General features: G+C 59.3%; 8 protein-coding genes. All 8 read right to left on the reverse strand.

Annotation, left to right across the window (positions count from 1 at the left end; all coding sequences use genetic code 11):
• Nucleotides 1-2: 2 nt before the first annotated feature.
• Nucleotides 3-293: a cation:proton antiporter gene (locus tag CORTU0001_RS07910; protein WP_005328765.1), complete on the reverse strand. Its 291-nt coding sequence runs from the start codon at nt 291-293 to the stop codon at nt 3-5.
• Nucleotides 290-823: a monovalent cation/H+ antiporter subunit E gene (locus tag CORTU0001_RS07915; RefSeq protein ID WP_005325271.1), complete on the reverse strand. Its 534-nt coding sequence runs from the start codon at nt 821-823 to the stop codon at nt 290-292. Before CORTU0001_RS07915 ends, CORTU0001_RS07910 begins: the two co-directional genes overlap by 4 nt.
• The gene (locus CORTU0001_RS07920) at nt 824-2365 is read right to left on the reverse strand and encodes a monovalent cation/H+ antiporter subunit D family protein (protein ID WP_005328771.1); all 1542 of its coding nucleotides are present in this window, start codon (nt 2363-2365) and stop codon (nt 824-826) included.
• Nucleotides 2365-2841, reverse strand: coding sequence for a sodium:proton antiporter (locus CORTU0001_RS07925; protein ID WP_005328773.1), 477 nt, complete (start codon nt 2839-2841; stop codon nt 2365-2367). The genes CORTU0001_RS07920 and CORTU0001_RS07925 overlap by 1 nt, the downstream gene beginning before the upstream one ends.
• Nucleotides 2841-5819 carry a DUF4040 family protein gene (locus CORTU0001_RS07930; protein ID WP_005328775.1) on the reverse strand — a complete coding sequence of 993 codons (2979 nt, stop codon included), beginning with the start codon at nt 5817-5819 and terminating at the stop codon, nt 2841-2843. The genes CORTU0001_RS07925 and CORTU0001_RS07930 overlap by 1 nt, the downstream gene beginning before the upstream one ends.
• Nucleotides 5820-6191: 372 nt before the next feature.
• On the reverse strand, nt 6192-8171 hold the full coding sequence (gene ftsY / locus CORTU0001_RS07935) for a signal recognition particle-docking protein FtsY (protein ID WP_005328777.1): 1980 nt from the start codon (nt 8169-8171) through the stop codon (nt 6192-6194).
• 89 nt (nt 8172-8260) lie between these two features.
• The gene (gene smc, locus CORTU0001_RS07940; RefSeq protein ID WP_005328778.1) at nt 8261-11782 is read right to left on the reverse strand and encodes a chromosome segregation protein SMC; all 3522 of its coding nucleotides are present in this window, start codon (nt 11780-11782) and stop codon (nt 8261-8263) included.
• 78 nt (nt 11783-11860) lie between these two features.
• Nucleotides 11861-12145 (reverse strand): acylphosphatase, encoded by a 285-nt coding sequence (locus tag CORTU0001_RS07945; protein WP_034668477.1) that lies wholly within the window; start codon nt 12143-12145, stop codon nt 11861-11863.
• Nucleotides 12146-12156 lie beyond the last annotated feature (11 nt).

Raw genomic sequence — 12156 nt, forward strand, 5'->3', positions numbered from 1 at the left:
GTTTATCGCCTACCCTTCGAAATAATGCGGGCCATCGATAGCGTCGGTAGCACACCGGCGGCAATGGCTCCGAGGAGTGCAATGTAATACGCCATCGGGGCATTATTCGTCATCGACCACGCTAAATACATGCAGATCATGCCGTAGAAAACGATATCCGAGGTAATGGCGCGGGTGAGCTCATCGCGCGTGCGAAGCGCCAGCAGCACGCCGCACCATGTGGCGATGCCCATGATGAATACGCATACAAATACGACCCAGCCGAACGGGGACAATGTGGCAAAGTCAATCATCGCTCGGTCTCCTTTCTGCGTTGTACGTTGCGGGCGCGGCGCTTTGGCTTTTCGACGTCCGCTTCGCTTTCTGAAAGCGGAGTGTCCTCCGCCCGAGCCAAGTCTGGCGAGCGCATATAACGACCGACGGACTCGAGCGGATACTCGTAGAAAGCCTCATCCAATTCTGTAGTCTCCCCTTGACCCGGGACGCCGTAATCGATGTCCTTAACCCGCGGGGCGAGGCGCTGTTCCATATCAGCAAGATCAGCGACGATTCCCGCCGGGTCAGATCCTTGGACTGCCTGTACTAGCACGATGCGGGGCAGCCCCTTGCGGGGCGGTTCGCGCAAACCGAGCGAGAGCGTGCCCGGGGTTGCGGTAATGGAAGACGTAAACCAGAAGATCTCCCAGGCGCTAGTCACGCGCAGTGGGTAACGAATGATCACTGGGTTATATTCGTTATCCGGTTTGAAGGCCGCCAGTGCCAAGCTAATGCCGGCGACGAAAATCTCCTTGATGAGCCACAATGCATACACAATTGCGTTCATTTAACGGCCCTCCTGGATTTCATCGATAGTGGGAACGGCAATCGGCTCGTCGCCCAAGACGGTTTCAGTATATGCGTTAGTGTCCAAAAGCTGCTCCGCTGCAGAATCCACGACATCGAGGACGATGCCGGAGAAGATGAACATGCACAACGAACCAAGGATGAGAGCCGCGGATGGGGCCATGAGCTTTTTGCGGATGACCAATTCATCCGGAACCTTGTCCTCCGGCAGGCCCTTGCCCCAGAAGACCTTGCGCCACACGCGCAGCATGGCCAAGAAGGCAGCGAAGGAAGCGATGATGATGGCCGCGATAGCAATCCAGGCCCAAGCACCGCCCACGCGGGCAATCTCGAAAACAATCATCAGCTTGCCCCACATTCCAGAGAACGGTGGGAAGCCCACGACGGAGAATGCACCGGCAGCGAAAATCCACGCGATGATGGGGTCGCGGCGAGCAAGGCCGGAAAGCTTGCTGAGCAAGCCTGTGCCGTAGGTTTCCTCAATGGCACCAGAAGCCAAAATCAGCGAACCAACGGTCAGCATGTGGTGAATCGTGTACATGATGCCAGCTGCCAGTGCGCGACGTGGGTCATCAGAGGTAAACGCAAGCATGACCAAAATGAATGGCATGCCGTTGAGCATCTGGTAGCCGAGGACGCGGCGGATGGAATTTTCCGCTAGGCCACCAAAGGCGCCGATCATCATGGAGATAATCATGATGACGATGATCAACACATTCCAGCGCTGTTCCAGATCGAATAGCTGCACGTAGAGCCGGTAGAGCATGTAGACGGCCACTTTGGTGTGTAAGCCGGAAAACAGGCCCATCACCGCGGCGGAGGTCCCTGGGTAGGTGCGTGGCAGCCACGACTGCACGGGGAACACGCCGGCCTTGGCGGTGATTGCAATGAGGATCAAGCCTGCTGCCACAGTCACCGGCCCATTGCCTGCCGCTGCACCTTTCAGCGCGCCCAGGTTGACCGCACCGGTAACCGAATACATATAACCTACGCCAACAACCAACAAGGTGGAGGCGAAAAGGTTAACCAAGACGAAGGCACGGCCGGCTGCCAAGCGCGACCACGTACCAGACATGGTGATAAGGCCGTAGGACGGCAGAAGCATGACCTCAATGAAGACGAAGAAGTTAAAGAGGTCGGCGGTGAGCAATGCACCGCACACACCGGTGATCAAAATCAGGGTGAGCGAAGGATAGTAGCGAGACTTAGTCTCTCCGCCCACAATGGCAAACCAGTTAGCACCAAACGCGACGATCATCGTAGTAATGATCATCAATGCGGAGAAGGCATCCGCCGCAAACGGAATACCCACATTGCCTTGGTAGAGGCCAACGGTATGGGCTACTACCCCATTGTTCATGGTGTAGATGAGCAGGCCCAAGCCGGCGAAAATGCCTGCTCCCGGGATGATAAGCATGATGGAATCGCGTACCGCACGCCACGGTGCCAGCAGTGCGAAGGCCGCTGCAATCAGCGGGACCGCTGGAAATAGCGGAAGGAGTTGAGCTACAGCATCAGCCATTATTTGTCATCCTCCTTCTGTTGATTTGCCCCGCGTTCTGCAACGGGAGTGTTGTGGTCCACCTGACCGATTCGGTCCAGCTGATTGATGGAATCTTCCAAAATTTGGCGATTTTGGGCGTCTCGACCCAAGGTCGAAAAGGCATGGTCGATGGTGTTGTCATCAACCGGCTCCACCACATCGGTGTCGTCGTTCTTGCCCATGGCCGCCATCGTCAACAAGATGGTCGAGGTTGCCATGGAAATAACAACGGCGGTCAGCACGAAGGCCTGCGGCAGCGGGTCGGCCATCTGATCGTGCGGAACCTGGGATGGGAAGGACTCTCCGCGGTAGGAATACACGCCCGTAGCCAGCAGCATCAGGTTGGCACCGTGACCAAAGGCCATCATGCCCAACACGATGCGTACCAAGCCGCGCTGCTGGATGAGGTAGACAGCACTGCCGATGAGCAAAGCAATAGTCAATGCAAGGATCATTACTTCTCCCCTCCCCGGTTAGCCGCGGAGCGCTTATTCTTCCTCTTCGTCTTTGCTTCCGAAGGCGTCAGCAAGGCCAGCGGATCGGTCGAAGGGTTGATCGGGTCTGGGTACGGATCGTCGACATCCTCGAGCGAAATGCGTGGAGTCGTCGGCAGCGCGGAATCATCATCATGAACCCATGGCAAGAAGTCGCGCTCCGTGCCTGGGCGCAGGTAGCCGCCCAATGCGTTAATCGCCATGGTCAACATACCCAGCACCGCTAGGTAGATGCCCAAGTCGAAGATGAGCGAGGTGGTCCAGTGTTGGCCAAAGGCTTCGGCATGGATTGCAGCTAGGAAGCCACCATTTCCAAAGCCGTGGTGCAGGTAGCCCACAAAGCCGGCGATCAAGGCGGTGATGATGCCGATACCGGTCAGGTGAATCGGAGTCATGCGGCCGAAGACGATTTCATCGGAGCCACGGGACAGATAGATAAGTCCGATTGCGGCACCCATGATCAGTGCTGCGGGGAAGCCACCGCCGGAGGCATTGTGCCCGCGGAAGAAAACGATGACGGACATAATGACCAACAGCGGGATAACCACGTGCACGCCCTTGCGCAATGGCACGGAGTTCAGCTGGGACTGGCCAAACGGCGCTGGGCGTGTACCCGACTTGAACGGGAATCGCGGCAACGTCGTGGTGATGGCTGCAATAACCACCGCAGCCATGCCCAGTACGGAAAGCTCGCCCAAGGTATCGAGTGCACGGAACTCCACGATGATAGTAGCGACAACGTTGTCGCCGCCGGTGATGTCCGGAGCATTGTCCAGGTACCACATGGCCAAATCGGAGCGCTCGTGTCGACCCATGAGTCCCCACACGCCCAGGAACGCAGCCACGCCGGCCAAGACCGCAATGACGATGGAGCCGGTCTTGCGGGATTTGTTCTTCACCGGATGGAAGGTTTCTGGCAGGTAGCGCAGCACCATCATCATGACGATGACGGACAGGGCCTCCACCATAAACTGGGTCAGCGCCACGTCAGGTGCGCCCAGCAGGAACATCTGCAGGGTCACGCCCGAGCCGGCAATGCCAATCATGATGGCACCGGTCAAACGATTCTGGGTGCGAACCAATCCAAACATCGCCAGAGCGATGATGCCCAGTGGCAGCAGGTCCCATGGGTTATCCAGACCATCTACCCGTGGTTGCAGCGCTACCCCGTCGACGCCATCGCGGATGAGGGTGGTGGCAGCCAGCACGATGATCAAAATGACAATCGGCAGCATGTGGCGGGACGGATTATGCGAGTCGGACATCTTGCCCAAGACGCGCCCCAACTGGGAGCAGCCCTTCATCAAGGAGTACAGCAAATCATTGCCGCTGCGCGGCATGAACTCGTGAGCTTCAAAGCTTTCCCACATCTTCTTGCGGGCAAAGATGCCAGCAATACCGAGGATGAGGACCACTAGCGAGATAAGGAAAGGAACGTTGAGCCCGTGCCAGAGGGCAAGGTGCGAATGATGCTCCAATCCCACGGCAGCCACTGCATCATCGATCGGGGCGTCAAAGAGCCCGAGCACAAATACCAGCGGCAGAGACATAAAGCCCGGCAAAGCTGCAGGTAGCCACAGCGACACTGGTGCTTCATGGACATCTCCCATGTCGCGAGGTCCGTCAAAGAAGGCGCCGAAGACAATCTTTGCGGAGTAAGTAAAGGTAAAGAAAGCACCAATGCCGGCAACGATGAGCAGGATTACCTGGCCCGCACCGCCAATCGGGGCGTCTTCAAACGCGGTGAGCATTCCTTCCTTGGACACAAAGCCCAAAAGCGGTGGCACCGCAGCCATCGAGGCTGCACCGATTACTACGGAACCGAAGGTCCACGGCATCTTATTCCACAGCGGTCCAAGGCGGCGAATATCGCGCGACCCAGCCTCGTGGTCGATGACGCCAATGAGCATGAACAGCGAGGACTTAAACAGCGCGTGCGCCAGAGTATGGACCAACGCTGCGGCGATAGCGAACGGGGTACCCACGCCAATGGTGGCAACAATCCAGCCCAGATGGGAGACGGTGGAATAGGCCGTTAGCTTCTTCAGATCCGTCTTCTGCACTGCAAATACCGCGGACATGACCGCGGTGCCCATGCCTACGACGATGAGCAACCAATTCCACACCGCCACATCGTGGAAGATGGTGGAAAAACGAATAAGCAGGTACACACCGGCCTTGACCACCGCTGCCGCGTGAAGGAAAGCCGATACCGGCGTGGCGGCGGCCATAGCCTCTGGCAACCAGAAATGGAATGGGAACTGCGCCGCCTTAGTAAAGGCGGACGCCGCAATCAACACGGCTACGGCTGCCGTTACCCCTGGGCGTTCCGTCCATACAGGGGACGCCAAGATCTCAGAAACGGTAGTCGTTCCGGTCACCGTCGCGGCAATACCCAAGCCGGTCAGCAGGGTCAATCCACCAATAAAGGTCAGGATCAGTGTGCGCTGCGAACCAGCCTCGCCGCCTGAACCGGAGCGAGCGATCAACATAAACGAAGCCAAGGAGACTAGCTCCCAAGCAAGGAACAAAACCACCACATCGTTGGCCAGAACCAGCAACAAGATGGACAGCGTGAACGCTGTCATCAAGGTATAAAAGCTGGTATTGCCCTCATTCTTGGGCAGATAGGCCGCCGAATACGTGAAAACGACGGCGCCAATGACCAGCGCCAACATAGCGAAGAAGATGCTCAACGCGTCCCCGCGGAGAGCAAAACTTACGTCGACGCCCGGTGCGATGAAATCACGCACCCAAGTGGCGTGGAAACTTAATTCCTCCCCGGCTGCAATGGCAGGAAATTCCTTGGCGATAAGGACCGCTGCAATAAGAAAAAGGCCAGCTAGCGGATAGCCTGCCTTTCGGTCAATAACCTTTACGGTTACCGGTGCCAAGATCACTGCCAGCGCCGCGAGGAGGACTGCATAAAGTAGCGTCACGAAATACTTGCCTCACGAACCTTGGTCTAGGTTTAATGCGAATTTCGCATTAAATACAGCCCTTTCAGGCTACCATTCCCGCCAAGGTCAAACCACATTGCAGCATCCCCCTACGCTTCATAAAAGACAAGCACAACCGCCACAATTACGCTCGCAGGCAGAGAATTCACAGGCGCTCAGCAGGATTTTTTCCCGCGCCAAATGCATAGGCCTTTTTGCATAGTCTGCGAACTGACAGCGAGATGAGAGCGAAAAGAATTCGCGAGATTGCTGCACGCTATAACTCTCCCATGAAAACGAAGGACTCCCCCAGCACACCGTGGTGCACGTACGTGGCACCCGATATGCAGGGGGAGTTAGAAAGGTTAGCTGCTACTTCTCACCCAACAGGGCGTCGACGAAGCCTTCAACTTCGAATGGCGCGAGATCATCGGCGCCTTCGCCCAAGCCCACAAGCTTGACTGGAACACCCAATTCTTCTTGTACTTGGAAGACGATGCCGCCCTTGGCAGTACCATCCAGCTTGGTAAGAACCACACCGGTAATATCTACTACCTCGCGGAAAATACGCGCCTGAGTAAGGCCGTTCTGCCCCACCGTGGCATCCAATACCAGCAGGACCTCGTCCACATCGGTCTTCTTCTCCACCACGCGCTTGACCTTGCCCAGCTGGTCCATCAAGTCCGTGGAGGTGTGGAGGCGGCCTGCGGTGTCGACCAAGACCACATCTACTTGCTGTTCCACGCCGGTTGCTACCGCGTCGAAGGCTACCGATGCTGGGTCAGCGCCTTCCTTGCCGCGCACGGTATCGGCGCCAACGCGGCGACCCCACGTCTCAAGCTGATCAGCGGCCGCAGCACGGAAAGTATCGGCCGCACCCAAAAGGACCTTGTGGCCCATGGCTACCAGCACGCGAGCAAGCTTGCCGGTGGTTGTGGTTTTACCGGTGCCATTGACACCGACGACCATCACGATGGCCGGCTTGCCCTCATTCGGCATGGCCTTAATGGAGCGATCCATCTCTGGGTGGCCTGCTTCAATCAGGCATTCGCGCAGCATGGCACGTGCCTCATCCTCGCTGGAGACGCCGCGCTCTGCAATCTTCTCGCGCAGGGAATCGGTCACCTTCATCGTGGACTTGGTGCCCAAATCCGCCATGATGAGCGTGTCTTCGACTTCCTCCCAGGCGTCTTCATCCAGATCGCCTGCGGACAAAATTCCCATGAGCCCTTGGCCGATGGCATTTTGCGAGCGCGAAAGGCGCCCGCGCAAACGGCCAAGACGCCCACCGGCGGGTGCGATATCATCCTGCGGAGCTGGCGCTGGAGCAGGTTCGCCCTCTGGAGCCTCGGTCTGTTCCTTGGCAGCTTCGGCTGCACCGGTTTGCGCCTCGGCAGCAGCTGCGGCCTCTTCGGCCTCCTCGCGGTCGTCCACCCGCTCCTCGATGTCTTCCGCATCATTGTCTTCAACAACCTCGTCGAAGACTGGGGACTCCTCTTCTACCTCGGCATTCTCCACGGAGACAACGTCTTCTGGATCTTCTGCCTTTTCGGCAGCTGCCGGCTCTTCTGCCTTGGGTGCAGCTTCTGGCTGCTCAGCCTTTTCTGGGGCACGGTCCGCGTGCGATTCTTCGCTTTCCGACGCCCCAGCTGCCGCACCCGCTACGCCTGCCGCGCCAGCAGCAGCCGCCGCCGCAGCGCCAGCTCCCTTGGACTGGGATTTGTCTGCCTTATCAGCGGAAGATTCTGCCGCTTGCTTCTTCTCCTCCGCTGGCGCTTGGGCCTGGGCCTGCTTAGAAGGCTCTGCCGGCTTGTCGGTCTTCGCCGGCTTCTCCTGCTGAGGTGCCGGTTTGGTTTCTGGTCCCTCTGCCACAGACTTGTCTGCCACAGACTTGTCGGCTACGGGCTTGTTTGCCGCGGCATCAGTCGTGGGCTGAGCAGACTGTGGCTTATCAGCCTGCGGCTTAGCCTGTGCCTGCGACTTTTCCTTAGACTGTGAGGTCTTGCCGCTGAGCTGCTCGTTGGCGATGGCGGTAGCATTCGGCTCTGCCTTAGCGGCCTGCTGCGACTGAGCGTGTTTTTCTGGGGCAGGCTTGTTCGCGCCGGGTTTGTCCGCCTGAACCGGGGCTTTCTGCGCTTCCTTAGCGCCGCCAGCAGGAGCGAAGTTAAAGCCGGACTTGGCTTGATAGTTGCCGGACTTTTGCTCCTGGGTCAGCTGCTTCGGTTCTTCCTCAGCAGGCTTATCAAAGGACACCTTCTTGGCGTCGCCGCGCTTTTTGCCGATTACTACGAAAAGAATAATCAGCACGATGACGACGATCGCAATGCCGATCCATAACCATAAAGAATTCATGCCTCTATAGTGCCAGTCTTCTCAGCTCGCGGCACGCCAAACCCCCTCCTATAGCGGAAGGAATTCTGCGGGAAGTCGACGAGCCCAGGCTACTTCCCCGCCTCCTCACCACGGGGAGCATCTACGCCCAAGCGAGTGGCATCCTCGCTGGCTTGCTCCGTTCCAGGGGCGCTGCCTGCGGGATTCATGCGCTGCGAAATCACGCGAGTAACACCATCGCCGCGCATGGTTACGCCATAGAGGACGTTGGCGACATCCATCGTCGGCTTTTGGTGCGTAATCACGATTAGCTGCGAGTCTTTCCGCAGCTCCTCAAAGAGGGCAATGAGGCGGCGCAGGTTGACGTCATCAAGCGCTGCCTCAACCTCGTCCATGACATAGAACGGGCTGGGGCGGGCGCGGAAGATGGTTACCAGCATCGCAAGCGCAGTAAGTGACTTCTCGCCACCAGATAGCAAGGACAGGCGCTTGACTTTCTTGCCCGGTGGGCGCGCTTCCACCTCGATGCCGGTGGTGAGCATGTCCTCCGGCTCGGTGAGGATAAGGCGCCCCTCTCCACCGGGGAAAAGGGTCTGGAAAACCTTTGGAAATTCTGCCTCGACGTCGTGCCACGCATCGGTAAAAAGCTGCAAGATCTGCGCGTCTACGTCTTCGATAACACCCGCAAGATCCTTGCGGGCCTGGATGACATCCTCCAACTGAGTAGAAAGGAAGGAATAGCGCTCTTCCAAAGCCTTGTATTCTTCCAGCGCGAGCGGATTGACCTTGCCTAGTGAATTGAGGTCCTTTTCTGCTTGCTTCAAGCGCGCATTTTCCGCCCCGCGGTCGAAATCTTCGCCTGGAGTGTAGTCCTGCAAGAGATCCGAAATCGCAATGCCCAGCTGTTCCACAATCTTGGCCTCTGCTTCGTCTACACGCACCTGCGCCTGGGAGCGAGCAATTTCGGAGTCATGGGCGCGGTTGCTCAGCCGGTCCAGCTGCTGCCGCGCGGCCGATACGTGTTGCTTGACCTGCTGCAGCTGTGAGTTTAGGGAGGTGCGCTGCGCAAAGTAGTCATCGCGCTCAGAGGTCGCGCGCTCAAGCAGCTGCGCGGCGCGGGCGGCCAGATCGCGGGAATGCTTGGCTACCGCACCGGCCAATTCTCCCTGGGCTTTGCGCCGCGCCATGGCTTGCTCATGGCGGGCCTTGGCTTGGCGTTCATGCTGCGCTTGGCGACGCAATGCCTCCCCCTTCCCCGCTACCTGACCCACGTGGTCTTGGGCCGAGCGGGCTGCCACCTGCGCCTCCATTTCCATGGACTTGACCTGCTCTAGTGCTGCAGAGGCCTCGTCGCGCTCTGCCGAAGAAGGCTCGTCGGGTTGCTCGTCCGCATCGACGCGGGCGAGCCTATCGCGGGCGTCGGCAAGCTGCGTGCGGGCCTCGGTCAGCTTGACCTCGATCTCGGTCGCGCGCGCCGCGGCCTTCTCGTGCTCGTTCTTATTGGCCTCGTACTGCTTGAGCAGACGCTGGTGATCGCGCTTCCACGCATCAACTTCGGTATCGTGCTCGCGCAAGGCAGCCTTCGCCGAGGCTGCAGTCACGCGGGCATCCTCCGCCGCGATCTTCGCGCCCTCGAGCGTGCCGGATAGTTCTTCCAGCTCCTGCGTGGCGGATTCCAGCTGCTCCTCTGCCTCCGCGATGCGGGCGGAAACCTCGACCGTGGATGAGGCACCAGTGCCCACTTCTACCCAACCTTCACCCAGCACCACGCCGGATTCGGTGACGGCACGCAGGCGCGGATCCTCTGCCACCAGCTTTTTCGCCTCCGCGACATCGGAGACGAGCACGACATCCGCAAGGAGGCGGTGCAGCGCAGCGGATACCTCGGGGACCACCGCAATATGGTCGAGCAACCACGAGGTGCCTGCGGGCAAAGTCGCATCCACGCGCCAGGAAGAGGAGGGGGCGGCCACGGAGACGTCGATAAGCGCGGAGCGCGTGCCCTTTTCCAAGTCTGCAATCAGCTGGGCAGAAATCTCGCCGGCCTGGGCCTCTGCAAAAGCACCCAACGCGGCAGCTACCGCGGTCTCGTACTTGGTGGTAATGAACTCCGCCAACGGTTGGAAATGCTCGCCTACCTCAATCTTTTCCGGCGCGGTCTGGGCCAAGGTATCGATGCGGGAACGCAGGGTATAGACAGCGCGCTCACGCTCGCGTTGCTCGTCGCGAAGCTGCTCCAAACGCTTATCGGCCGCACCCGATTCACTGGCCGCCCGCACATGGGCTTCCTCGAGCGGCTCGCGCTCGCCGGCCAAAGACTGCAGCTTATCCGCCACCTCATCGGCTTCCGCCTGGGCGGCTTGGGTGCGCTGCTTGGTAGAAGTCAGGGTCTCCTCTTGGCGCGCCAGCTCCTCTTCGGCCGAAGTAACCTGGCCTGCCGCCTTTTCCTCTGCGGCGATGAGGCGGACGACGCCCTCGCGCCTATCCGCAATGGCACGCAGCTGCGCCATGTGTTCGCGCTCCGCGGCCTCGAATGCCTCACGGCGCTCTGCTACCTCTTCGCGGATAGCCTCCAGGCGTTCCGCAGCCTCCTCCGCTGCGGCGAGAAGCTCTGCATGTTCTTCGTCCGCGCGGGCAGCCCGTGCCTCTAGGTCATCCGGATCCTGGCCAGAATAGGCCAACTGTGCGCCGGCATTGGCCGCTCGTTCCTCCGCGATACGCAGGGTCGCGGAAATGCGCTCGGAAAGTGTGGACAGATCGAACCACAGTTTTTGGGCAGCATCCGCCTTGGGGTTTACCTCCTCTAGCTGGGCTTCCACTTCTAGCTGCGAACCTGTTGCTTCTTCCAGCTGCGCGGTAACTTCTTCTACCTGCTCGGCTAAGACCTCTGCCGCGCGCTCGGCCTCCTGGAACTTGCTGCGCAGGCGCACCACCCTATCTCCTGCCAGCCGCAGGCGGGCGTCGCGCAGATCAGCCTGCACAGTGGCGGCGCGCTGCGCGGCCTCAGCCTGGCGGGCCAAAGGCTTGAGCTGTTTGCCCAACTCATCAGTAAGGTCCTGCAGGCGATCCAAATTGGCCTGCATGCCGGTGAGCTTGCGCTGCGCTTTTTCCTTGCGGCGGCGGTGCTTAAGCACACCCGCGGCCTCTTCGATATACGAGCGCCGGTCCTCGGGCCGCGATTCCAGGATCTCAGAAAGCTTGCCCTGGCCGACGATAATGTGCATCTCGCGGCCAATGCCCGAATCAGATAGCAGCTCCTGAATATCCATCAGGCGCGCTTTGGAGCCATTGATTTCGTATTCGCTGGCGCCATCGCGGAACATGCGGCGGGTGACCGACACTTCCGAGTATTCGATCGGCAGCGCACCGTCCGCATTATCGATGGTGAGGGTGACCTCGGCGCGCCCCAGAGCCTTGCGGTCGCCGGCGCCGGCGAAGATGACGTCCTGCATCTTTCCGCCGCGCAGCGTCTTGGCGCTTCCCTCACCCATAACCCAGGCCAGGGCGTCCACCACATTGGACTTGCCGGAGCCATTCGGTCCGACGACGGCGCAAATTCCGGGCTCGAATTTCAGAGACGTCGCCGACGCGAATGATTTGAAGCCTTTCAGCGTCAGCGATTTCAGGTGCATTTGGGTAAGTTTAGCAAGCCTTGAACGCAGCTGCCCAGCCGAGCCTAGAGGCTCGCTTCGGCGGGCTTGTGCTGCGAGTTAACGTTCGATGAAGCCAGATTCGCCCTTAGGGGAAGCCCATTGTTCGACAACCAGATCCACCGTTCCCGGGCGGCGGGTCGTACTCGGCTGCTCATTGAGGAGGCCCAGCAAGTCCTCGCATTTCTCCCGCGGGCCTTCCGCTACCACCTGCACCCGGCCATCTCTCAGATTGGTGGCATGCCCGCTCAAACCGAGCTCCAAGGCCCGGGAGCGCGTCCACCAACGAAAGCCCACTCCTTGGACGTGCCCATGGACAAAAGCGGTCATTCTCTCCAGTGCCATGCGGCCTCCCA

Source organism: Corynebacterium tuberculostearicum SK141 (assembly GCF_000175635.1).
In the GTDB taxonomy this organism is placed as follows: Bacteria; Actinomycetota; Actinomycetes; order Mycobacteriales; family Mycobacteriaceae; genus Corynebacterium; species Corynebacterium tuberculostearicum_C.

What these genes read in the sequence shown, in the direction of transcription:
- CORTU0001_RS07925 (WP_005328773.1), bottom strand. Translation starts at nt 2,841, where the DNA reads ATGATCCTTGCATTGACTATTGCTTTGCTCATCGGCAGTGCTGTCTAC.
- CORTU0001_RS07915 (WP_005325271.1), bottom strand. Translation starts at nt 823, where the DNA reads ATGAACGCAATTGTGTATGCATTGTGGCTCATCAAGGAGATTTTCGTC.
- CORTU0001_RS07920 (WP_005328771.1), bottom strand. Translation starts at nt 2,365, where the DNA reads ATGGCTGATGCTGTAGCTCAACTCCTTCCGCTATTTCCAGCGGTCCCG.
- CORTU0001_RS07910 (WP_005328765.1), bottom strand. Translation starts at nt 293, where the DNA reads ATGATTGACTTTGCCACATTGTCCCCGTTCGGCTGGGTCGTATTTGTA.
- smc (WP_005328778.1), bottom strand. Translation starts at nt 11,782, where the DNA reads ATGCACCTGAAATCGCTGACGCTGAAAGGCTTCAAATCATTCGCGTCG.
- ftsY (WP_005328777.1), bottom strand. Translation starts at nt 8,171, where the DNA reads ATGAATTCTTTATGGTTATGGATCGGCATTGCGATCGTCGTCATCGTG.
- CORTU0001_RS07945 (WP_034668477.1), bottom strand. Translation starts at nt 12,145, where the DNA reads ATGGCACTGGAGAGAATGACCGCTTTTGTCCATGGGCACGTCCAAGGA.